Origin of the sequence: Gimesia chilikensis, assembly GCF_007744075.1 — a bacterium.
In the GTDB taxonomy this organism is placed as follows: Bacteria; Planctomycetota; Planctomycetia; order Planctomycetales; family Planctomycetaceae; genus Gimesia; species Gimesia chilikensis_A.
In genome coordinates, this window is record NZ_CP036266.1 from 2,708,385 (window position 1) to 2,732,446 (window position 24,062).

18 protein-coding genes are annotated in these 24,062 nt (G+C 52.2%); 11 read left to right on the forward strand and 7 right to left on the reverse strand.

What is annotated here, in order from left to right; all coding sequences use genetic code 11:
- Positions 1-54 precede the first annotated feature (54 nt).
- Positions 55-558 carry a hypothetical protein gene (locus tag HG66A1_RS10200; RefSeq protein ID WP_145039234.1) on the reverse strand — a complete coding sequence of 168 codons (504 nt, stop codon included), beginning with the start codon at positions 556-558 and terminating at the stop codon, positions 55-57.
- 394 nt (positions 559-952) lie between these two features.
- On the opposite strand from HG66A1_RS10200, the gene HG66A1_RS10205 reads away from it, so the two are divergent.
- The 3 genes from HG66A1_RS10205 to HG66A1_RS10215 all read left to right on the forward strand — a co-directional run bounded on the left by HG66A1_RS10205 (position 953) and on the right by HG66A1_RS10215 (position 5,665).
- Entirely contained in the window at positions 953-2,152 is a 1,200-nt protein-coding gene (locus tag HG66A1_RS10205) for a Gfo/Idh/MocA family protein (RefSeq protein ID WP_197993999.1), read from the forward strand.
- Positions 2,153-2,331: 179 nt separating this feature from the next.
- Entirely contained in the window at positions 2,332-3,903 is a 1,572-nt protein-coding gene (locus HG66A1_RS10210) for a dicarboxylate/amino acid:cation symporter (RefSeq protein WP_145182967.1), read from the forward strand.
- Positions 3,904-4,099: 196 nt separating this feature from the next.
- A complete protein-coding gene (locus HG66A1_RS10215) occupies positions 4,100-5,665 on the forward strand; it encodes a GAF domain-containing SpoIIE family protein phosphatase (protein ID WP_145182970.1) in 1,566 nt (521 codons plus the stop codon).
- Positions 5,666-5,692: 27 nt separating this feature from the next.
- Here HG66A1_RS10215 and HG66A1_RS10220 read toward each other — a convergent pair whose 3' ends face one another.
- Complete coding sequence (locus tag HG66A1_RS10220) at positions 5,693-6,958, reverse strand: hypothetical protein (RefSeq protein WP_145182973.1); 1,266 nt, start codon at positions 6,956-6,958, stop codon at positions 5,693-5,695.
- A gap of 305 nt (positions 6,959-7,263) precedes the next feature.
- The gene (locus tag HG66A1_RS10225; protein ID WP_197997083.1) at positions 7,264-9,348 is read right to left on the reverse strand and encodes a HEAT repeat domain-containing protein; all 2,085 of its coding nucleotides are present in this window, start codon (positions 9,346-9,348) and stop codon (positions 7,264-7,266) included.
- A 250-nt stretch (positions 9,349-9,598) separates the two neighbouring features.
- Here HG66A1_RS10225 and HG66A1_RS10230 point away from each other — a divergent pair, with 250 nt between their 5' ends.
- The 5 genes from HG66A1_RS10230 (at position 9,599) to pckA (ending at position 15,697) form a co-directional block, all read left to right on the forward strand.
- Positions 9,599-10,396, forward strand: a complete 798-nt coding sequence (locus HG66A1_RS10230; RefSeq protein WP_145182979.1) for a hypothetical protein — start codon at positions 9,599-9,601, stop codon at positions 10,394-10,396.
- Between the two features lie 15 nt (positions 10,397-10,411).
- Positions 10,412-11,233, forward strand: coding sequence for a formylmethanofuran dehydrogenase subunit C (locus HG66A1_RS10235; RefSeq protein ID WP_145182982.1), 822 nt, complete (start codon positions 10,412-10,414; stop codon positions 11,231-11,233).
- A gap of 39 nt (positions 11,234-11,272) precedes the next feature.
- Entirely contained in the window at positions 11,273-12,934 is a 1,662-nt protein-coding gene (locus HG66A1_RS10240) for a fatty acid CoA ligase family protein (RefSeq protein WP_145182985.1), read from the forward strand.
- The gene (locus tag HG66A1_RS10245; RefSeq protein WP_145182988.1) at positions 12,931-13,932 is read left to right on the forward strand and encodes an NAD-dependent epimerase/dehydratase family protein; all 1,002 of its coding nucleotides are present in this window, start codon (positions 12,931-12,933) and stop codon (positions 13,930-13,932) included. The genes HG66A1_RS10240 and HG66A1_RS10245 overlap by 4 nt, the downstream gene beginning before the upstream one ends.
- Positions 13,933-14,110: 178 nt before the next feature.
- A complete protein-coding gene (pckA, locus tag HG66A1_RS10250) occupies positions 14,111-15,697 on the forward strand; it encodes a phosphoenolpyruvate carboxykinase (ATP) (protein WP_197997084.1) in 1,587 nt (528 codons plus the stop codon).
- A 5-nt stretch (positions 15,698-15,702) separates the two neighbouring features.
- On the opposite strand, the gene HG66A1_RS10255 is transcribed toward pckA, so the two are convergent.
- Positions 15,703-16,206, reverse strand: a complete 504-nt coding sequence (locus tag HG66A1_RS10255; protein WP_145182994.1) for an endonuclease V — start codon at positions 16,204-16,206, stop codon at positions 15,703-15,705.
- 123 nt (positions 16,207-16,329) lie between these two features.
- Here HG66A1_RS10255 and HG66A1_RS10260 point away from each other — a divergent pair, with 123 nt between their 5' ends.
- Complete coding sequence (locus HG66A1_RS10260) at positions 16,330-16,932, forward strand: DUF6940 family protein (RefSeq protein ID WP_145182997.1); 603 nt, start codon at positions 16,330-16,332, stop codon at positions 16,930-16,932.
- Between the two features lie 60 nt (positions 16,933-16,992).
- Here the strand turns inward: HG66A1_RS10260 and HG66A1_RS10265 are convergent, their stop codons facing one another.
- Positions 16,993-17,946, reverse strand: a complete 954-nt coding sequence (locus HG66A1_RS10265) for a hypothetical protein (RefSeq protein WP_145183000.1) — start codon at positions 17,944-17,946, stop codon at positions 16,993-16,995.
- Between the two features lie 238 nt (positions 17,947-18,184).
- Here HG66A1_RS10265 and HG66A1_RS10270 point away from each other — a divergent pair, with 238 nt between their 5' ends.
- A complete protein-coding gene (locus tag HG66A1_RS10270; RefSeq protein ID WP_145183003.1) occupies positions 18,185-18,814 on the forward strand; it encodes a hypothetical protein in 630 nt (209 codons plus the stop codon).
- A gap of 16 nt (positions 18,815-18,830) precedes the next feature.
- On the opposite strand, the gene HG66A1_RS10275 is transcribed toward HG66A1_RS10270, so the two are convergent.
- Positions 18,831-19,268 (reverse strand): hypothetical protein, encoded by a 438-nt coding sequence (locus HG66A1_RS10275; protein WP_145183006.1) that lies wholly within the window; start codon positions 19,266-19,268, stop codon positions 18,831-18,833.
- 120 nt (positions 19,269-19,388) lie between these two features.
- Positions 19,389-20,099: a sulfite oxidase-like oxidoreductase gene (locus HG66A1_RS10280; protein WP_145183009.1), complete on the reverse strand. Its 711-nt coding sequence runs from the start codon at positions 20,097-20,099 to the stop codon at positions 19,389-19,391.
- A gap of 397 nt (positions 20,100-20,496) precedes the next feature.
- On the opposite strand from HG66A1_RS10280, the gene secA reads away from it, so the two are divergent.
- Positions 20,497-24,033, forward strand: a complete 3,537-nt coding sequence (secA, locus tag HG66A1_RS10285; RefSeq protein WP_145183011.1) for a preprotein translocase subunit SecA — start codon at positions 20,497-20,499, stop codon at positions 24,031-24,033.
- Positions 24,034-24,062: the final 29 nt, after the last annotated feature.

Consider the following 24,062-nt stretch of genomic DNA (forward strand, 5'->3'; position numbering starts at 1 on the left):
AAACGAGAGCCGGTGAAAGGCTCTCGTTGTATTCTGATTGCGTCGTTGTTCAGCTTACTGTGCCTGACGGAACTGGAACCGGTCCATCGGCAGCAACTGCTGCGGCGCAGAAGGGGCATTGTTGAACACGAACGAGAAGGCGTAGCAGATCACCATCCCGGAGGACATTTCTGCAACATACAGTCCGCCGTCGGCGAACTGGGCACGTCCCTGGGCGGGTAAATTCACATCACCGGAAACAATCACGTAATGTGGTTTTGCTGTCGGATCGACGTTGAAGTCAGCGGCCAGATTCCGGAAATAAGCATGAGTGAACTTTCCAGAGCGAGAGTTCAAAACTGCTCCCTGCAGACGTCCGGTGAGGAAGTCGAGGACGAAAACGCCTTCCGCGTTACCGTTGCGTGTGGGGACGGTTGTGATTGCGAAGCGATCCCCATCCCGGTCAGTCGCGACGGCCATGGCTGGCTCATGCGGCCAGAAATAGGACATGCACAGGCCACAGATAACTCCAACCGTCAGCCACAGAAAGCGACGTTCCCCGTATTGTTTCTTAACCACAATTGCCTCCCCATGTGTGTTTGAACTCGGGATTCCGGTGCAGCCCGACGCACGAGTCCCTCATTAAATGCAAAAACAGGAACCAGACTATTCGGCGTACCGACTGTTCTGGTCTGAACTAAATACAGTTATCTGAAATTGTATCCAAGAGTCCCGCATTCTGCCAGACATGATTGCTGTGAAAGCTGAGATGGAAACGGGATGTGAATTTACGGGGTCTGGCTTGAAAATACGCCCTGAAAATCACTTTGGTTGTAATTCCGAACCGTCAAAAGTATGCTGCTTTGTACGTAGCTGGTCAGTTCGACTGGTGGGATTCAACATTTCGCAGCTCAACTCTAACTCGTCTTATTGCACGGGTCTGGAATGAATCAACAAGGGGAGGAATGCTTCAATGGAAACAATGAACGGTCAACTCAATCGTAAATTACGAATGGCACTTGTTGGCGGGGGCCAGGGTTCGTTTATCGGCCGTGTGCATTCCATTGCTGCCTGTCTCGATAACCGGGCCGAGCTGGTAGCGGGGGCCTTGTCTTCCAATCCGGAGAAAGCGAAAGCATCGGCGCCTGCTTATGACATTCCTCCCGAACGGGCTTATGGCTCAATTGAAGAACTGATTGAGAAAGAGTCCGCTTTGCCCGAAGATCAGCGGATCGATTTCATCAGTATTGCCACCCCGAACTTTACACATTTCCCCATCGCTAAGGCAGCTGTGGAGGCGGGTTTCAATGTGATCTGCGATAAGCCAATGACCTTTGACCTGGCTCAGGCAGAAGAACTGAAAGGCCTGGTAGAAAAGTCGGGTGTGGTCTTTGCCGTCAGCCATAATTACACCGGATACCCGCTGGTTCGAATGGCACGCGAAATGATCCTGAACGGAGAATTTGGCGAAATTCAGGCCGTTCGTTCGAACTACATTCAGGGTTGGTTGCGGAAACGCCTGGAGGAAGAAGATCAGAAACAGGCTGCCTGGCGTACCGACCCCTCAAAATCCGGAGCTGCCGGGGCCTTTGGTGATATCGCCACTCATGCCTATAACCTGGGTCGCTACATGACCGGGCTTTTACCGGCTGAGATCTCCTGTAACCTCAAGATTTTTGCCCCCGGTCGTCAGCTGGATGATTACGGTCATGCTGTGATCCGGTTCCAGAACGGAGCTCTGGGAACTGTTACCGCCAGCCAGATTTCGCATGGTCGCGAGAACGATCTGTTCATTGAAATCGACGGCACCAAAGGCGCACTGTCCTGGAGACAGGAAGAGCCTAACCAGATGATCGTCCGTCGTAACGGTCAGCCACACGCGATTTACACCCGTGATCCCAATGCTCCGTTCATGAACGAAAGCGGAGCAGCTGCCTGCCGATTGCCGGCAGGACACCCGGAAGCTTTCTTCGAAGCATTTGCCAACATCTATCGCTCCGCTTTTGACGCCATGATCAGTCGGATTACGGGCGAATCCTTCGAACCGAAAAATACGATCTATCCCAACGTTTATGATGGAGTGGAAGGAATGTTCTTTATTGAGCAGTCTGTAGCCAGCAGCAAGGAAAACGGAGCCTGGCTACCGTTCAACTGCGATTGCGCTCGCAGCTAAACCCGACAAAAAAAACGGGGTGAAAACCACTGAATCAGGTATTCCCGGACCAGCCAGAGGATCCCTTCGGAGCCTCTGGTCATGGTCCGTCTGGTATTGATCGCGCGACTGAGCGGTCTTAAAAATCTGAACGTGGTCTGGTGAGTCATTGTAACGTGAAATAGGGAAGTTGGTGTTTCATGAAGAGCCTGCCACTGCATTATCAGATTCTGATCGCATTAATCCTTGGGACCGTATTGGGGTTTCTATTCAATCCCGGGGAAGAACCACTGGTCGGTCTCACACTGACTGTCAATCCGCAGGATGGCGGCTATAAGGTGGTGCAGCAGCAAGCCGAACAGGATCCGCAAACTCTGGAGTTCTCCAGCAAGGAAGCGTTATTGAAACGCTATCCCGAGCTAAAAAAACAGTTTGTGGCAGGCGATCTGGAGAAGTCCGAGACATTTAAAGTTGAAGGTCGAATGATCCATATCGTCGACTCCGCACGAGAAGTTCATCTGACTTATACCCGTACCGTCGATAAAAAAGTTACGGTCACCACCTATTCTGCAGCAAACGGAGAGAAACTGGTCGAGAAGTATCCACAGTGGAAGACGGAGTTCGAACTCTTCGGGAATACAATCAGTCAAAAGGTGATGGCGATTTCCAAGTGGGTTGGCGATCTGTTCTTGCGTCTGTTGAAGATGGTAACCATTCCCCTGATTGTGACTTCCCTGATCACCGGAATTGCCAGCCTGGGGAATGCTACTCGCTTTGGTGCCATGTTCTCCAAGACGCTGTTGTATTATCTCTCCACCAGTCTGCTGGCAATTTTTACCGGAATATTTGTGGTGAATCTGATACGCCCCGGAATTGGCGCTGAATTGCCTGGTGGCAGTGGCTCGTTGTCTTCAGGGCAGGAGTCGATCAGTTCAATCTTTATCGATATGGTCGATCGGCTGATTCCCACCAACATTATCCATTCTTTGGGGGAAGGGGAATTCCTTTCGATCATTTCATTCAGCATCCTGTCCGGGATCTTCATCATCTTGGTTGGGGGGAAACATGCGAAAGTGCTGACTGATATTTTTCAGGCCGGATTTGAAGTCATGATGCGGATGACCATGTTTATTATCAGTCTGGCTCCGATTGGTGTGCTGGCTTTCATGATTTATGCCGTATCTTCTCAGGGGATTGAAATCTTCAAGACTCTCAGCTGGTATATGGTTGCAGTACTTTTGGCTCTATTGATACACGCGGCTGTTATCTTGCCCTGTCTGCTGAAATTTGTAGCGCGGCGTTCTCCCCTGGAATTTGCCCGGGCAATGGGCCCGGCGTTGATGACCGCCTTCTCGACAGCCTCCTCAAACGGAACACTGCCACTGACGATCAGCTGTGTTGAGGAGAATGCGGGAGTCTCGAATGAGGTCAGCTCGTTTGTGCTGCCTCTGGGGGCGACGATTAATATGGATGGAACGGCACTCTATGAAGCGGTTGCAGTCCTCTTTATCGCACAGGCTTACTCGGGGGAAGTGTTACCTGTCCAGCAGCAAATCCTGGTGGCGATTACCGCGTTACTGGCAAGTATTGGTGCTGCCGGCATTCCCCACGCCGGTTTGGTGATGATGGCGATTGTGCTGCAGGCAGTGGGGCTTCCACTGGAAGCACAGGGCGTGATTATCGCTGTCGACCGTGTACTGGACATGTGTCGTACTTCGGTTAACGTCTGGAGCGACTCCTGCGGATGTGCGATCATCGAACGCTACCGCTAACAGGAAATTGCTCGACTCAAGTTCAATCGAACGTGGGGATTTCCTGATTCTGAAGTGAATTCAGCGTGCTTAACCGCTGTAACCGTTACAGTCAGACAGGCGTCAAGGCCCGGAGGGAATAGCGGCCGATACAAGACGAAGGAGCATTCTGTGCTCGAACGACTCATCTCAGTTTCGTCGTCTTGGATCAGGTGTAATGGAACAGGTACTCACCGCGCAACCTCTGGATTGGATACATGGTCTCTGTGACCAGTTTACGGAGATCACCGGCTGGCCGTTGCATTTTACGCCCGCCAAGCCGGGTGAACGCAAATCTCTGGAAGCGGAACTCTGCCAGAACGCGAAATACTGCTGGTACGAATCGATTGAAGACGGCAAGCGGACCCTGGGATACCTTTACCTGACGCTGCCTTATGAGACTGCCAATGATCACATGTTTGTGACGGCAATCAAGCTGGCTGAGCTGGTAGGCGGATTAATCTCCAAGATTGAAACCATGGGCTCCTCGCTTGAGCTCAAGAACCGCGAAGTCACTACACTGATGGATGTCGGCCTCTCAGTTACCCGCCAGGAGGGACTGCAGGACGCACTTCAGAAACTGCTGGAAGCAGCTCTGCAACTGACGGGATTTCGGGCTGCGGGCTTTTTCCTGTTGAATTCGGAATCGAATCAACTCTCGCTCCGCGTCCAGTATTGTCTGCATACATTTGAGATTCCCTTTCATCGCCGGAAACTGAAAGAATCACCCCCTGATCTGGAAGCGTTCGCACACGATGCCCTGATTGTGAATCGCCATGAGAATCCGGAGCTGGCCAAATGGTTGCCTGGGGGATGTCTGACGGGAGTCTGTGTGTCGGTGCAGTCCGAGACGGGCCCCTTTGGAACTCTATGGGCCTTCGATCGACGTGCCCGCCATCTCAATGAACGCGATGTCCATATTCTGAAATCAATTGGTGCCCAGGTCAGTACCATTCTGGAACGGGCTGTATTACTCAAAGAAAGTCAGAATCAGCTGCGACTCAAGAAAGAGTTGAAGGTGATTTCAGAATCATTTCCTGTCGAACTGGCCCAGGAACGTGACTGGGATCGCGAGTTCCAGGCAGCAGTCCAGTCGATCAGTCATCACGAAGTCGGGGGGGATCTCTGTGAATTCATTCCACTCTCTCCGCATGTGACCTGTTTCGCGCTGGGAGACGCTTCGGGAGACAGTATCCCGGCTGCGGTGGTCATGGCATCTGTGCGTGGAGCTTTACGCACATTGACAGAAGGGCCCATTGAACAGGCTAGAGATACCCAGCATGTCATCAGCCGCATTAACACGGCGCTGTATCATACTTCGCTGCCGCATCAGTTCATGAGCATGTTATATGGCGTGATCGATACCCGGGCCCGGACGTTTACTTATACCAACGCGGGACATCCTGCGCCTTTCTGGGTTCACAAAGGGAAGATCACCACTCTGACCTCTCACGGAATGCTGCTGGGAGTCACGGAATCAAACGATTACGACTATTCGGTCATTCCGATCTGCAAGAATGACATCATTGTCGGATTCAGCGATGGTATCAGCGAAGCCATGAGCAGCGAACGGAAAATGTTCCGCTCTGATGGTATCATGAAGGTCCTGGAAAATCACATTGAAGATACCGCAGACGAAGTGATGCGCGGGATCTGGTCCAAGTTACAGCAACACCTCGAAGGGGGGAATGATGGTGACGACCGTACCCTGATGGTTGTCAAGTTCGCCCCCAATCCGGAGTGATCTTTAGACTTCCTGACTCCGCGTTGATCAGCCGACAATGCGAAAGGGAGGACGCTTGGAATCAGGCTCCGCTTGCATAGTGTTCTCTTCGGGCCAGTCCTCCGGCGCAATTGCAGCCAGTTCGATACTCGACTCGATTTCCCGAGAGGCCTGACTGTCACTGACCATTGCTGGACTGCCATTGGCTTTGGGGCTGGCTACAGGCTGTTGCATCCAGCGGTTCAGCCTCAATAACTGTGACCGTGGAACTGTCAGCGGATAATGTGAGCAGCGGTAGCTGTGTCGTACGCTATTCTGCCACAGGCTGGCTGCAGACGTGCTTAATAAGCTCAGGTTCACACCAGGTTCACCATCCAGGATTGACTGCTGTATCATATTTGAGATGAGAGTCGTGACCGTTTCCGGATTGGTATCAGGAGCACGACCGATGGCCAGGTAATCGGTACCAGCAGTGTATTGCAGGCCGTAGGCAAATGCGACGACACGATGATTGACGAACAGGGCATCGATGCGGGCCATTCCGGAGCGTGATGCAGGGCCATGGATATCCCGCAGGAAGTCCAGCTTTTGTTTGAGAGTATGAGCGCCTCCAGCGATCAGTGTCTGATTCCCATGTCGGAAATCCATCTGCTCGAACTGAGACCAGAGATCCCAGCGAGGATTCCAGCCGGGAGCCAGCGGATCTTTCAACCGTGAGCGGTAAAAGGAAACATGTCCGTCTCGCGCCGTGATTTCTTCAGACTGTTGAATGTGTTCTCTGGCTTCAGGGGATCGACTGGCCAGATACTCGATCCAACTGGTATCACTGGTGTTGACCAGGGACAAACGACGCCAGGGAGCCGAACTGCCCTGGTAACCGACCGACTTTAAGGCATTGGCTGTCCGCCGATGGTCGTGACCCTCCTGGTCAATATACCGCAGGTCGATCAGGTCCCAGTCACGTCGAGTCGAGCGGATGTGTCTGATCGCTGAGACCATTGTCGCTGCCGAGTTACCACCGATCTGTCCATAGAAAGTCCCCCAGTTGTCCAGTGGATAGGTCAGAACTCGCACAGTGCCCAGCGGTGTTGCCACCGGTTTCACTACCAGTGGCACGATACCGATGATTTTATTTCTCAGTGTGACGAACAGAACACGTAATTTGAGCCCCTTTCCGAAGTGTGCCCAGTAGTGTTCCAGCCATTCCGGAGAGTGAGCGAAGGTCGCTCCCCTGGTTTTACCAAGCAGATCGCGCCACGCCAGTCGAAAGTGATCCAGGCGTTCGATGTCGTTGATTTCAGCAACGGTGATCATGGCAGCTCCCATACTGGTAAAGGATGTCTCGATTTCCGGTTCTCTAACTCTGCAGTAGTAAGAGAATCGCAAGATCCATGCCAGTGACCTGCCGAAGGCCCAATCACGGATAATCAGTTCGCGCAGACTTTGAAACTGAAGAGTAGTCTGCGTCTAAACCCTTAGTGAGAGGTTCTTTGTAGAAAGTGTCTCTCGTTGCATATCGAAATCGCTTGAATCCAGCTGCCAGAGCAGGAGCTTTCCTGCTGATGTCATAAATCAACAAATCGGCGGAGATGTTGATTTATGTCAACAGGTAGTGAGTATCAGCTGCTCAGTTTTTTGAGAGCTGCTGCGGCTGCTTTTTTCACGCGTGGATCCTGATCCTTGGATGCGGCCTCCAGAGCCTGTTTGATTTCCGGGGTTTTGATCCCGTATTCACCCAGACTGATTGCCGCTTCGAGACGGGCATCCGGATTCGGATGATCGGTTACGACTTTGGCCATCACGGGAGCTGCTTTCTCAGCCCGTTGGGGAGTCGGATCAATTTTAGTCAATGCCCAGAGGGTGACAGCATTCTCCATATTGTTATTGCTGGATTTGAGTGTTTTCTCCAGTTGAGGAACTTCCGCTTTGGCTACTTTTCCGAAACGGGCCATCGCATAAGTAGCGACCAGACGAAGATCGACATTGCCCGAATTGAGATAGGGGGCAATTGCAGAGATCGCAGGTGCGGCAGCGGGGCCAATTTCGGCCAGGGCTGTGATCAGTTCCTGGATGACGCGTGGATTCTCTTCTTCTTTCAGCGCCGCTGTCAGTGCAGGAATCGCAGATTTCGCTTCAGGTCCCATCAGGGAAATCGCATTAGCGGCCTCTCGGCGGACCAGGGGACGCTCATCTGTGAGTGCTTTCGTCAGACCGGGGAGTGCTGTTTTAATCGTTTCCGGGTCATGGGGGTTATTGCGGACCAGCGCCCAGGCACAGACAAGCTGTAACCGTTCGTCATCAGATGACTCAGCTGCGAGTTTCTTGATCTCGGGGATGGCTGCTTTGCTGCCCATTTTGGAGAGGGCGAAGACAGCGGCATTCCGGGTGCGATCCTGGGCTGATTTGAGGATTTCCAGCAGTTGAGGTTCTGCCTTTTTCGCAGCAGGTCCCATTTCTCCCAGACTGGTAATCGCGGACATTTTTACTTCAGGATCGGTAGAATCTAACAGTTTGATCAGTTCCGGAATGGAAGCCCCGGCACCAGTACCGATTTCGCCCAATACATGAACTACCAGTAATTTCAAAGGAGAATCGTCCTGCAGCATTTTGTTCAATGCGGGGACAGATGCATCACCGATGGCTGCCAGAGCAGAGGCACTCGTAAGTGTCAGCGAGACGGGACCTGCCTGCATCGCAGAAGCCAGTTCGGGGACGGCAGAGGCTGCATCCGGTCCAATGGCTCCCAGAGCAGTGGCGGCGTCCAGTTTGACATTGAGTTCAGGATCTGACAGCAGTTTAGTTAATGCAGGGACAGCCGATTTGGCTTCAGGACCAAAGTCTCCCAGCGAGATAGCGGCATTCGCACGCACGATCTCAGATTTATTTGTGAGGACCGTCGTTAATGCGGGGACAACTTTCTCAGGTTGCGAGCGGATATTTCCCAGAGCGTGTGCGGCTCGCCAGACCAGGTTGGGATCATCTACTTTTTCCAGAATTTTGATCAGGGTCGGAATTGCTGATTCGCCACCGGCTCCCATCTGGGCCAGTACATCACAGATCTGCTGGCATTCTTGATTGTGGTTCGCTTCGTGTTCGTGTTTAAGTGTTGTCAGCAATGGTTTCACTGCGGGAGCACCGATTTGTGCCAGCGCCAGTGCTGCATCATTGCGGACCTCGTTGATCGAAATATTCAAGCCTTCCAGCAAGATGGGGATGACCTGTTTCAAGGTTTCCTGATTTTCAGGATCGATTTTCGCAGCAGCCCAGGCGGCGGAAATTTTCAAGTAAGAATTGTTACTCTCCAGCAGAGGCATGATCTGCTTCAGAGCGGGTTTGGCCCCGGGACCAATCTGGCGGAGGGCCTGCAAAGCGTTGTACTTAAGAATGACAGAATAACCACGCAGAACTTTGGCAAGTTCAGGAACGGCAGCTGAGGCATCAGGCCCGATTTTTCCCAGGGCGGTGATGGCTTCACTGCGGGCCGCTACAGAACCCTCTTTAACGACAGAAATCAGCGCTGGTACCGCAGCTTTCGCACTCGGCCCCAATTCGCCCAACTGGTGTGCTGCCAGTGCCTGAGCGTCCTCATTGTTGCTTTTCAGTTCCTGGACCAGTTTATTGACGTCCATGCTGGCTGAAAGAAGTAGGGGAGTCGCGAGCAGACAGATCGCCAAAGTGAGTCCTGCAGTAAGTAACTGACGCATGAGCATGGTTCCTGGAGCTGATCGTTGCGAGTACCAGTGGTCTGTGGATAAGAAAGAATTCATCTTACCTTCAGATGAAAGACTGGCGAAAAAGATTCGAGAACATTATGCTATAATTGATATCATGATCCGAGTTTAAAAATCAAGTATTTCCACTCGGATTCATCAGGAAATCACACAAGCCGTCTGCTGCGAATCAGATTTCGGGCAGTCACGTGAACTACACTCAAATTCCGCTCTGAGGTCGAACATGAAAACAGTCACTTTGAAAATGAGCATGTTGTTACTGGGAATCATAACACTGTTTTCTGCTGGTCATTTCCTGAAGGCAGGTCCCTGGTACAGAAACAATAATGTTTACTACTGGCCCGGCAGCTACAGCCCGGCGATTTACAGTCCCTGGTATGGCGGATACTACACCGGCAACTGGGGCTCTCCGGTGGATGCGCTCGGTTCCCGTTATCAGGGAATGGCCGATCTGGTCCGTGCTCGAGGACAGGCCCAGGTGGATCACACCAAGGCGCTGGTGAATTACCAGGACGCGCAGAGCAAGTATATTGACAACCAGAAGAAACTGGCTGATACCTACGTCTCAGTCCAAAAGGCACAGCGGGCTTATAACCAGCAACGGGCCGCGGAACAGAAAGAACGGGAAGAGCAACAGGAAGCCGCCCGTCAGAAACGGGTAGCAGAGAACGAGAAGCGTCGCGAGACCGGAACTCCCGTGTATTACGAGCCTGGCTTCACGCAAACTGACACGACACTGAGTGCCAGTCAGTTGAATCCTGCGACCGGGGAAATCGCCTGGCCTGAAGCGTTGATGGGAGAAGAGTACAAAGATTCTCGCGATAAAATGCAGGAGCTCTTCAAACTGCGTGATTCGACCGGTGCCACTTCCGAAATCTCGCAGGAGATTTATGACGAAGCACAGGTCATGAAGAATCAGCTGCGGGGACAGATCCGGGACATGGTTCCCAACGATTATCTGTCAGCACGGCGTTTCATCGAAGGTCTGGCCAACATGGGCCAGAAAACCGTCAACAGCTGATATAGAACTTCCCGAATGGCCCTCACGTTTACGCTTAAACAGTCACTCCCGGTCTCTCTCGAAGTAAACTCGGTGAGTCATGAATCAGTGAGTGGTCAGTCACTGAACCAGATCTGTGCGCTACCGGTTCTGTTGGGCAATCGCCAGGCTACCGTGGGGGAATTCTTTGATGTCCAGCAGAGTGATGCGGAACCGGATCTATTGGTCTTTACCGGTGATTGTGCGCGCCTGAAATACATTGGTGCCGGTCTCTCACGAGGTCGCATCCGTGTGGAAGGCAGCGCCGGCATGCATCTGGGGGCGGAGATGACAGGCGGTGAAATTCTCGTTGAAGGAGATGTCGCCGATTGTGCCGCAACCGAGATGCAGGGAGGAGCGCTCAGCATTCAAGGGAATGCCGGCGACCTTCTTGGGGCTGCCTATCCTGGCAGTAAACGCGGGATGCGGGGAGGCACCATCATGGTCAATGGTCATGTTGGTAATGAAGTCGGGCATCGGATGCGTCGTGGCACGATTGTCATCGGGGGTAATGCCGGCGATGCGACCGGGTTTGATATGATTGCCGGTTCAATTTTTACTTTCGGCAAAATGGGGGTACTGGCCGGAGCCGGAATGCGGCGAGGGACACTCGGGCTGCTGGGAGAAGCGGGAGAACCGGATCTGCTGCCCACATTTCGCTACTCATGCCTTTATCGGCCGACATGGCTCTCGTTTTTTCTGCGCAAGTTGGCGCAAACCGGTTTTCCGGTACCGGAGAACTGTTTCAGCAGTGAATATCGCCGCTACTGCGGCGATTTTCTGACCTTGGGGAAGGGAGAAATTCTGGTTCGCCAGTAAAGGACTTTCCCTGTTTCGGAAGCTGCGTACCTGTCTGTCATGTCTGATCAATTTAATATCGCCGATCGTCTTCGCCAGTCTGCTCAAGCCTGGCCGCACCAGAAAGCGGTGGTCTTTCCCGCGGGTCAGGACCGACAGGGGCGATACACTTACAGCAGTCTGACCTTTCAGCAACTGGACCAGGAAAGTGATCGCCTGGCGCGGGGGCTGATTGAGTTGGGAGTGAAACCGGGAACCCGGATGGCCCTGATGGTGCGCCCCAGCCTGGAATTCATCGCACTCACCTTTGCGCTGTTCAAGGCAGGAGCGGTGATCATTCTGATCGATCCGGGGATGGGCCGCAAAAATATTATTCGCTGTCTGGCCGAAGTGGAGCCCGAAGGTTTTGTTGCGATTCCGCTGGCACAGTTGTTTCGTAAGATCAAGCGACGGGACTTTCCCAAAGCCCGCCTGAACGTGACGGTCGGCAAGCCGGTTCTGACTTCAGGAATCGACTATGACTGGTTACTGGGCAAAGAATGGACGCCGTTTGAAATCATTCAACGCGACCGCACCGACCCGGCGGCGATCATCTTCACCAGCGGGAGCACAGGTCCCCCTAAAGGGGTCGCCTATGAGCATGGCATGTTCTGGTCTCAGGTAGATCTGTTGCGCGATTATTACCAGATCCAGCCGGGTGAAGTCGATCTGCCGGGCTTTCCGCTGTTTGCACTCTTCAATTCGGCTATGGGAGTGACTACCGTTGTGCCTGATATGGATCCGACGAAGCCGGCCCTGGTGGATCCGGAGAAAATTATCCGTCAGATGAATGATCAGGGGGTGACACAGGCCTTTGGTTCTCCCGCGATGTGGAATCGGATTGGCCGGTACTGTGAAGAGCATGACATTAAACTGCCGTCTCTAAAACGTGTGCTCTCTGCTGGAGCCCCCGTTCCCGTTCATGTGATTAAGCGGATGCGTCAGACGTTAAGCTGTGAGGAAGCAGACATCAATACTCCGTACGGAGCGACAGAATCACTGCCGGTTGCTTCGATCTGTGGACGTGAGGTACTCGAAGAGACCTCAAAGCAGACGGCGACAGGAGCCGGGACCTGTGTGGGAATTCCGTTTCCCGGAGTGCAGGTGAAAATCATCCGGATTCATAACGAACCCCTCGAGTCGATTGAGCAGGCGGAAGAACTTTCAGTTGGGGAGATCGGAGAAATCATCGTACAGGGGCCGATGGCCACGCGTGAATATTTCCTGCGCCCCGAAGCGACGCGTCTGGCTAAAATTCCAGATGGAGCACAGTTCTGGCACCGCATGGGGGATGTGGGTTACCGGGATGAACTTGGAAAACTCTGGTTCTGTGGCCGGAAAGCACATATGGTTGAAACGGCCGAGGGCCCGATGTTTACCATCTGTTGCGAGGCGATCTTCAATCAGCATCCGCGGATTTACCGCAGTGCTCTGGTGGGCGTCGGTGGGAAACCACAGCAACGTCCGGTGATTATCGTAGAGCCGGAGCAGGGGGACTTTCCGCAAAGTCAGACAGCGCGCAAACAACTGACAGAGGAACTGCTCGAGCTGGGGCAGGCGAATGCACTCACGCAGTCAATTGAAACGGTCCTGTTTCATAAATCGTTACCCGTTGATATCAGGCATAATGTGAAAATCTTTCGTGAAAAGCTGGCTCCCTGGGCCGAAAGGCAGGTTACATGAAAGTCCTCGTGACCGGGGGAGGCGGCTTCCTGGGGCTCTACATCGTCGAACAACTGGTCGAAGCAGGGGAGACGGTCCGCGTTTTTTGCCGTGGAGAGTATCCTCGCCTCAAGGAGTTGAATGTCGAAACCATCCAGGGGGATATTCGCGACGCTGCTGCAGTAGAGCGAGCCTGTACGGGCATTGAGACGGTCTATCACACGGCAGCCGTTTCCGGCATCTGGGGGCCGTGGGATTATTTCTATGGCATTAACACTCAGGGCACGTTGAATGTTTTGGAAGCCTGCCAGTCACAGGGTGTGACGCGTCTGATTTATACGAGTTCTCCAAGTGTGGTCTACGATGGCTCTGCGCATGAAAATGCCAGTGAGAAACTCCCCTACAGCCAGAACTTTCTCTGTCATTATCCACACACCAAGATGCTGGCTGAGCAGGCTGTCCTGGCGGCCAATGGGACGCGTGGCCTGGCGACCGTTGCTTTGAGACCGCATCTGATCTGGGGCCCGCGTGACAATCATCTGATTCCCCGACTGATTCAGCGAGCGAAATCCGGTCGCTTAAGGCAGGTGGGAACGGGCGAGAACCTGATCTCAATGAGTTATGTCGAAAACGCGGCAGCCGCCCATCTGCAGGCTGCCGCACGTCTGTATTGCGATTCTCCCGTTGGTGGACAGGCCTATTTCATCAATGAACCAGAACCGGTGGTGATGTGGACCTGGATCAATCAACTGTTGGCTTTGGCAGGACTGCCGCCCGTTGAAAAGCGGATTTCGGTCAAGGCCGCCAGGCGGATCGGCAGCGTATTGGAATTTTTGTACCGTACGTTGCACCTTCCAGGAGAGCCGCCGATGACCCGCTTTCTCGCTTCTCAACTGAGCAGTTCTCATTACTATGATATCAGTCGTGCCCGACTTGATTTCGGATATGCACCTCTGGTCAGTTTTGATGACGCGATGCAGCGGATGGAACCGGGACTGCAGCGTCTGGCTGCCCGATAAGACTGCGAACTCCTTTTCTTCTCAGAAAACCGGACCTGCAGGTGAGAATCACTCTTGGTGAAAGCGCAGCATGATATTAAACTTACGACGCGCCTCTTCCTTAGGTTGTCTGATTGGAACTGGCGGGGATGGGCAGACTGTGTTTGCTGTGATTTGAGTTCTCAAAATGGAGATGAAAATGGAGTCGTTTGATCTGTCGGAGCATGGAATCAATGTAGATTGGGTCATGCGGAACCCTGATCCTTCGATGTTGTACGAAGAAGCCATACGCTATGAGCCGGGAACTTCAATTTCCGATACGGGAGCGCTGCTTGCTTATTCAGGTGAGAAGACCGGTCGTTCCCCCAAAGACAAACGGGTCGTCAAACACAAGAATTCCCAGGAAGATATCTGGTGGGGGGATGTCAATTATCCCCTGGATCAGCATGCCTTCTACTGTAACCGCGAACGGGCAACCGACTATCTCAACATCTGCCCGCATCTCTACGTAATCGATGCGTTTGCAGGCTGGGATCCGGAATACCAGATCAAGGTCCGCGTGATCTGCTCACGTCCGTATCATGCATTATTCATGCACAACATGCTGATTCGTCCGACCGAAGAACAGTTGAAGGATTTCGGAAAGCCGGACTACGTGATTTATAATGCAGGCACATTCCCTGCGAATCGATTCACAACGGGGATGACATCCAAAACCAGTGTCGATTTAAGTATTGAGGATGGTGAGATCGTCATTCTGGGGACCGAGTATGCCGGCGAAATGAAAAAAGGCATCTTCACGGTCATGAACTACCTGATGCCCAAGCGAGGGATTCTCTCAATGCACTGCTCGGCGACCGCCGATCGCCAGACGGGGCGATCCTCGGTGCTCTTCGGTTTGTCGGGAACGGGGAAAACAACGCTTTCTGCTGATCCTAAGCGGTATCTGATTGGAGACGATGAACACTGCTGGACCGATAACGGCATCTTCAATATTGAGGGGGGCTGTTATGCAAAGGCTATCTATCTGTCTCGCGAGAATGAACCGGAAATCTTCCAGGCACTGCGTTATGGGGCGGTACTGGAGAATGTGGTTTATGACGAAGCGCATCACCACGTGGACTTCAATGATACGAGTTTTACGCAAAATACCCGCGGGGCGTATCCGATCGAATATATGCCCAGTGCGAAAATCCCCTGTGTGGCAGATCATCCTACCGATGTGATTTTCCTGACCTGTGATGCGTTTGGCGTACTGCCTCCTGTAAGTAAACTGACCCCGGAGCAGGCGATGTACCACTTTATCAGTGGTTATACTGCGAAAGTGGCTGGCACCGAAATGGGAGTCAACGAACCAGAGGCGACCTTCTCTCCCTGCTTTGGTGGGCCGTTCCTGGTCTGGCATCCCGGTAAATATGCGGATCTGCTGGCGGAGAAAATCCGGAAGTACAATGCCAACGTCTGGCTGGTCAACACCGGCTGGAACGGTGGTGCCTATGGCGTCGGTAATCGAATCAGTCTGCAGCACACGCGTGCGATCATTGACGCGATCCATTCCGGAACACTGAATCACGCTCCGACCGAAGTCGATCCAATCTTCGGCACCGCGACCGTGACCAAATGCCCCGATGTGGATTCTAAAATGCTCGTGCCTCATAACTCCTGGGCGGATCAGAGTGCCTACAAGGAGACCGCGAAAAAACTGGCGCACGCATTCAATCAGAACTTTATGAAGTATTCTTCCGGAGTTTCTGAAGCTGTGCTGGCTGCGGCACCACAGGTTTAAATCCCTTATTTTTCTACTCGACAGAGTTGATCGACCTGCTTTAACAGAGTGGGAATACGATACGGACCGTGCATGGTCTGAATTTTGTGTCGTGCTTCCGTCAGTGGAATTCCCAGTGCGGTGACAAACAGCGGATTCTGGCTGTTGCCGCGCAGGATTTCCGTCTCCGAGGGAGTCTGATTAAAGCGGGATTTGGCAACGCCAATGATGGGGATTTCTTCTCCCAGTTCCTGATAGAGACAGGTGCCCAGTCCAGGACGCTGGTCTGCTCCCAGTGTGACGTAACCATCGATGACGATGGTTTCCAGTTCGGGTTTCACGTCTGCGATCAAAGCCAGCAGGCAGGGGAGTTCGCGTTTGTAGAATTGTCCGGGTTCATACTCCGCAACCTCGGGGATCGATTTGAGGAGCGTTTCGGCTACCTGGTCTGATTCCCAGTCGTCGAACAGAAGTCCTGCGACTGTGGCTGAATCGTCCGGATGGTAATATACGTCTAAAGCGAGATTCACGGGAAACACTTACCGGATTGAGACTGACTCTCTTACAATGCGATAGTTGGATCGAAGCCTATCATACCGGTCGCGAATCATATTTCCAGACAGGATGCACAGTCAGGGAGAACGCCGCACATCATGTGGAAGCTTCAACAAAAGTCGCTGTCAGAGGCCGGGATGCTGCGTTTCCAGGTTGTGGAAGATTCACAGGTCGTTCGCTTTGCAGACGTACTGGAGTTGTGGCAGGAAGACACGGAATTCAGACTCTGGTTCACCGAGATGCTGGCAGCACTACCTTTTACGGCTTTCCGCTGGGAGACGCCTCCCGTCACAGCCTCAACTCTAAGTCGCCTTTTTGAGTTTGTGATCATTGACAGCCCCACGCTGGATCGTCCAGTGGACCGTGGTGCGTTTGCCGAGCATTTCTCAATCGTTCCGCATGAAGCTGTTGTGAGTTTTTCGAATCTGGGCCGCGATGCGATCCTGATTGTTCCCTGTCCAGCTTCTGCCGAGCTTGATTACTGTCATCTGGCGGATTTTGTTCGTCGAGCCCCCCAGGCACAGGTGCTGGAATTCTGGAAAACGATCGGCAGTGTCATGCAGAAGCGAGTCAGTGAACAACCTGTCTGGTTAAGTACTGCAGGAGCAGGAGTGGCCTGGCTCCACGTCCGTCTGGATGATCGACCCAAGTATTACCGGTATCAACCGTATTGTACACTTCCGACATCAGAGTCGAAATAATTTCGAATGTTTTTCGTTCCAGTGTTGGGACAACTTCACTCAAAGTTATTCAGTCACCTTTTACCTGGTCAAATTGATCAGCCCCATCAAATCTCGCCTCACATCTTCCAGGGTGCCTACGGCAACGAAGACCTGATACGAATAGGGTCCTACTGCCACTCCCTGTGGATTGCGGACACGAAACACACAGTTCCATTTCACCACTTTCTGTGGGGCAAATCGAAAGCGACCATAGCCGGCGTGTTCAAAGCCGGGAGCCGGCTGATCAGGAGAGAAGACGCCCATGGCGTATTGCTGATCTTTGGTGCTCAGGATGACGGGAAATCTCTGCTCACCCGGTCCATCGTTCAGGGGGTTGAGCATTCCCGTTATTGGATCGAGTTTCCAGAATGACTCGAACTCGGCAGGCATATAACCGGTAAGGGCTTCAAACTGAGCGTAATGATGTTGCTCTCCTGCAGGGATGGTAAATGTCACCCGGTAGTCGAGCACCTGATCAAGGTGCTGATAACCGATGCGAACCTGTTTCGTCAGACGATGATTGGAAAGCACTTGTTTGTTGAGTGCGGGCCTGCCTGATGACTTTTGTCCGGGGGCCAGCCAGTACGCCATCTGAGTCGTTGTTGTGAGTTGATTTCCCTGAGCCTGGATGCGAAGCAGTCTGCTGGAAGAGGATGGACCTGCACCATCTGAGCGAGAGCCCGCTTCGGTTGGATTAAAACACTCAGCCCAGAATTCTCCCGGTCTGGCACAGTCAAAGCTGGCGGCAGACTGCAATTGCCTGCCGTGATCGAAACTGTCAATGAATTCTTTCCCATTCCATGTCAGAGAATGAATGGCCCCGGCTAACCGATTGGTCGTCGTAATGACGATCTCCGAATCACCTGCTTTATGGCGGATGACTGCGTTACCATTCAGTTCCTCGGCCTGTGTGATATCAGCAAACAACAGGCTCGCCATCATGATTAGCAGAGAGCTGATCTGGTAATGAGGGTTGTAAGATGAGGGGGGCATGCAGGATGTTCCTTCAAAGTCGATGTCTTCCGTCTGAGTAATCATTGAGTTTAGAGTGAGTTTGAAAGCACGCACTCAAGTCCCAGACGGGCTTCGTTTGAATATGTTTTACTGATGATAGTCGTTTGAACCTCTGGGGGAAACTCGTGTCTTCTCAGATCAGCCCTTATCGCTGATCAAATGGAACCGTTTTGCACTCTGCTGGATTGGTAAACCTGTACTGGTAAAGAGTCCTCTATTGAATTGCTATGAAGAACAAATCCGGTTTGTCCGAAAAGCGGCTTCCTTCTTACAGGTTGCCGGAGAGTTGTTTCAAGATTCGGCGTTAATGGATGACTTCCAGCTATGGTCGGGCATAATTCCAGACGATGAACGTGAGCGAGATTATTTATCGATCGTTGCTGCGACATTGGAAAACCCCGTTTCAGCACGGCATGCGGAATTCCTCTCTAAGATATATAAACAAGCCAAAAAGCAAGATGTGGAGCGAGAGGTCTTCGCAGAAATTCAGAAGGCTTCGTTGATCACCGTCAGGTATGAAATATTCACGGTGTCTGGGTATCATCGCATTACGCTGCCTTGGAAAGTTTATGAATGGCCTGATGGATTCATCAGCCTGGATGATCAGGACCTGCTCGAATGTGATCAGACTTATTGTTGTGAGATGTGTGATGGTGAACGGGAAGCGGATCCTCGCGAGAGTCATGTTCCAGGATATTATACCGGCTGGATGATCAAGCACTGTTTTATCGCCTTGGCCAGTATCGACAGGCAGTCCTTTTTGAAACTGGATCGGTTTCAGGAGTTCAGCTCTGATGAATTAACGCGAGTTGCACTCTGTGCAACTCTGAGGCCTTGGGAAATGTAGCTTTCAATGATGCTGATTAATTTGGGGGTGATTCTTGTGACTGACTTTCCTGTTTGCTGGAAAGTCGTCTGCGAAATCGTTTCCAGAGGATCAGTTCGATGAAGAGCTGCAGATTGATGATCAGGAAGATCGTCAGTCCAATCAGTGCCGGTATATTCCAGTCCTCCAGGACCAGATATAGAATGGCTGTGAAACTGGCTGCAGTCAGGACGACAGAAAAAAGCGTCAGTGCGGCGATACTCCGTTCTGATCTCTGTTGAATCCCTTTCGACAGCAGGAAGTAGAGCAGGCCCGTGATGAGATGCAGTACCGCGCCAATCAGAATCGTAGGGTGCATTACGAGGCTGACTACAAAGAGAACTGTGCCAAAAAACAGACAGTAACCGCCCGTAAAGCGGCTGAGTCTCGAAATGTTTGTGATGTACTGTTTTTCGGTGGCAGGGCTCAGATTCATTTGATCAATCTACTGTTTATGCTCGAAGCACGGGTTTTTTCCTCGAAGGGGATCAGAATGATTTTAGTCCAGCAGACGGCAGGAGCTCTGCGTGTTTGAGTTTAAAAGGGGCCCTCTGAGTTACGCTTCAAACCCCGGGGGAATATGGTCTCTCGACTGAAAACGTTCTCCGTCAGGATTGTTTTCATCGACCACCCAGGGATCACCATGATTGTGATACCCGCACTGCTCCCAGTAGCCCGGTTGATCTTCCGCGATGAAATCAATCCGTTTGAGCCACTTGGCACTTTTCCAGGCGTAGAGCAGGGGGACGATCAGCCGCAGTGGACCTCCATGATCTGGATCGAGGGGTGTGCCATCGTGCGTGTCACAGAGCAGTACATCTTCAGACTGGAAGTCGGCCAGGGGAAGGTTAGTCGTCCAGTCGCCATCATAACCGGTGGCGATGACATAGCGGGCCGTCGGTTGTACGCTTGCTCGTTGCATGATCTCACGCGCTGAAACCCCCTCCCAGAGATTTCCCAGACGGGACCAGCGAGTGACACAGTGGAAGTCCGCAAAGACTCGGGTGCGCGGTAACTGTTGATATTCTTCCCAACTGTATGAGAGAGGCGTGTCGACCAGGCCTCCAATCTCAAGTCGCCAGGTGTCGAGATTTACGGCGGGCACACTGGTGGCGTGCAGGACCGGCCATTTGCGCGTTCGACTTTGACCGGCAGGAATCCGTTCAGTCCGATGCGTATCTGTACTGACGATAATGTCCAAATCGGGAGCTGGGGGCAGCGGTGGCGGACCAGCCTGGTATTTTTCGTCATCGGGACTGTTCTGCATGTGCAGTCTCCACAGGGGGTTAGGTGTTGTTATGCACTTGGTCTTGCTCTGTGAACTATACGAAATTCGTTGATTTTAGCCAGACGTAGATATTACAAATCCCCCAGACTTGGCACATTGGTTGCAATTCTGTATGACGAATCCTTTCTTTTATTCGAAGTAAACCGCTGGTCAGAAGGCGAGACCGCCATTGACCATATTTTTCAAAATAAATAAACTTCGGAAAGAGAAGAACTTACAAAAATTAAATGTCTTCTGGACCGTCGACGGTAGGAGACCTCGCTCTATTTACGTCGGGCGGGGTGAGAATGGGCTCCCTGCCAGTATGACAGTGAGCTCTGACTGCCCGGAAGCAGCAATCGTCTAAATTTTAGAGAATTCGAGTTCGGGTTACATAATGGAATTCCTTGACAAACTGGGTGAGTGGCTGACAACAGTTACGGCATGGTTAGAGCGGTTTCTGACAGGATTGTTTGGCTCTTCCAACGAGCGACAGATCCGCAAACTGGGCTTCGTGCGTGACAAAGACGGCAAAGATGAAATCACTCCCGGTTCCATGCTGGCAGAAATTGACAGCTTCGAACCGGAGCTGATGAAACTGACCGATGAGGAACTGAAACAAACCGCCGACAGATTAAGAGCAAGGCTGGCTGCGGGTGAAACGCTGGACGATATTCTGACCTATGCCTTCGCTGCGGTGCGTGAATCGGCCCGTCGGAATTTGAATATGCGTCACTATCCGGTGCAGATGATTGGTGGTTATTTCCTGCACAAAGGGACGATTGCGGAAATGGTCACCGGGGAAGGTAAGACGCTGGTCTCCTCCCTGCCTGCGTTCCTCAACGCACTTTCGGGCAAAGTGCATATCGTCACTGTGAACGATTACCTGGCACTCCGTGATATGGAGTGGATGGGACCAATTCATATCGCCCTGGGACTCACCGTTGGTGCGATTCAGTCGCGAATGGGACCCGAAGAGCGGCAGAAGCACTATGCCTGCGACATCACCTACGGAACGAATAATGAGTTTGGTTTCGATTATCTGCGCGACAACATGAAGCCGGTCAAAGAGCTGCAGGTGCAGGGACCGCTCAATTTTGCTGTCGTGGACGAAATCGATAACATTCTGATCGACGAAGCCCGTACGCCTCTGATTATTTCAGGTCCCGCCCAGGATGATGTTACCAAGTATTCACGGGCAAATTCTGTTGCGTTGAAACTGAAGGTCGGTGAAGACTTTGAAGTTAAAGAGAAAGAACATACCTGTCACCTGACTGACGCTGGTGTGAAACATGCCGAGGAACTGGCAGGTGTAGAAAGCTTCTATACAGCAGGTAACATGGAGTGGCCGCACCTGATCGACAATTCACTCAAGGCACATCATCTCTACAAACGTGATGTGAATTATGTAGTGCAGCAGGGCGAAGTCATTATCGTGGACGATAATACCGGGCGTCTGATGCCTGGTCGTCAATGGGGCGATGGTCTGCATCAGGCCGTCGAAGCCAAAGAAGGGGTTAAGATCAAGGAAGAGTCACAGACTCTGGCCACAATTACCCTGCAGAATTTTTTCAAGCTGTACGACAAGCTGGCCGGGATGACCGGTACTGCGATGACCGAAGCAGAAGAGTTCTGGAAAATCTATAAGCTGGATGTGGTCACGATCCCAACGAACCGTCCGATGCAGAGAATTAACCATCCGGATGTGATCTACCAGACGGAAAAAGAAAAATGGAATGCGATCGCGGATGAAGTTCGCGAGGTCCATGCGACCGGGCGACCAATCCTGGTCGGTACTGTTTCTATTGAGCAGTCTGAAATTGTCAGCCATCGTTTGAGTAAATACGGTATTCCCCACAATGTGCTTAACGCCAAGAATCATGAGCGTGAAGCAGAAATCATTGCACAGGCTGGTCGAAAAGGTGCCGTGACGATTGCCACAAACATGGCCGGTCGTGGTACTGACATCATCCTGGGGGGAAGTGCCGAGCATCTGGCCTGGGAAGAACTGAGCCAGAAATACGACTCCCGAATTGAGATCCCCAAGGCAGAATGGGACTCCAAGGTAAAGGAAATCGAAAAACGGGAAGGAATGGATGTCGAAGGTGAAGAAGTGATGCAGCTGGGCGGATTGCATGTGATCGGCTCTGAGCGACATGATTCCCGACGTATCGATCTCCAGCTCCGTGGTCGTTCCGGACGTCAGGGAGACCCGGGTTCCAGCCGGTTCTTCCTCTCACTGGAAGACAAGCTGATGCGTGTGTTTGCCGGTGAATGGGTGAAAAACATTCTGGCACGTCTGGGTATGGAAGAGGGGGAAGCCATTGAAAGCGGGATGGTTTCCAAGCGAATTGAAGGCGCCCAGAAAAAGGTAGAAGAACGGCATTTTGAGCAGCGAAAACACCTGCTCGAATACGACGAAGTGATGGACGAACAGCGTAAGAACGTCTATGGCTATCGTCAGCGGATTCTGGATGGCTGTAACTGCCGTGAGCTGATTATTGAAATGATCCAGAGGCAGGTTGATGAAGAAACTGATCGGCTACTCGACAGCAGTTATCGCTGGGATACGATTGCAGCCTGGTCAACTCAGGAAGCCCATATCGAAGTCGATGCCTCCGATGTCAGGGATATGACCTTTGACCAACTGGTCAGCTTTCTCAAAGACGAAGCTGCCTCACAGGCTGATGACCTGATCGCCGAACAGATCAGTGAAAATCTGCCGGAAGAATATGAAGATGACTGGAACTGGCAGGCGCTCACCAAATGGGCGAATGCTCATTATGGTCTGAATCTGAACGATCGTGAGCTGAAGAAAATCGGTCGCGACGGGCTGCATCAGTTCCTCTACGATCATGCCTTGAAGGCAATCGAACGAATCGATTTTACTCCGCTGGAAAACTTCCTGGATGAAGACTGGGGGATTCGTTCCCTGTCAGGGTACCTGAATTATCAGTTCGGCCTGGAAGTCGATCCCCAGGAGTTTAAAAATCTGAGTGTTCCGGAATCGAAAACGAAGATTCTGGAGAAAGTGAAAGAGCTTTACCACGAAAAAGAAGTGACCTTCCCGGTCACCGTGGGCATGTACAACTTCCTGGGGAATCAGCAACCCGGTAACGAAGCCAATAGCCGCGTGGGACTGGTGAAATGGGCCAATTCCCGGTTCCATTCCGATCTGGATCTGGAAGCACTGAAGGGGAAGCAGGTCAGCGAAATCCAGAAGATTCTCTCCGCTGAAAGCGAAAAGGTCTTCGTCAATGGAGAGGCTTCTTCCCGGATTGAGAAATATCTTTCCGAAGCCTATTCGGAAGACCTTCAGGTCATGGGAACACCAGCCGAACATAAGGAATCCACGCTTCAGGAACTCGCCACCTGGGCACAAAAAGAGCTGGAACTGGATGTAACCACAGAAGAGTTGGAGCCGCTCTCCACGGATGAAGTCCGGACTCGTCTGTACCAGGCGTACAACAAACGTTACCGTCCTGAATTAAGCCAGGCTGAGCGTTCTTTGATCCTGGAAGTTCTGGATACATCCTGGAAAGATCATCTGTATTACATGGACCATCTGCGGTCCGGAATTGGCCTGGTGGGATACGCTCAGAAAGATCCCAAGGTCGAATATCGACGCGAAGGGATGAAGGCTTTCGACGCGATGTGGGGCCGCATTGGGCAGCAGGTCACATCGGCGATTTTCCGTCTGGAAAAGCAGAGCCCTGATTTCGTTGGGTCCTTGTGGCAGGTCACTTCGACGGTACATGAAGAGGTGACCGACGATTTTGAATATGATGATCCGACAGGCGAGCAGGATAATGCTCCCGAACCGGAACAGCGTTCGATTGAGCCCATTGTGAACGATCAGCCGAAAGTCGGTCGAAATGATCCCTGCCCCTGTGGGAGTGGGAAAAAATATAAGAAGTGTTGCGGCCAAGCCTGATCGGCTCCGGTTTTCAACCTGTTAATTTC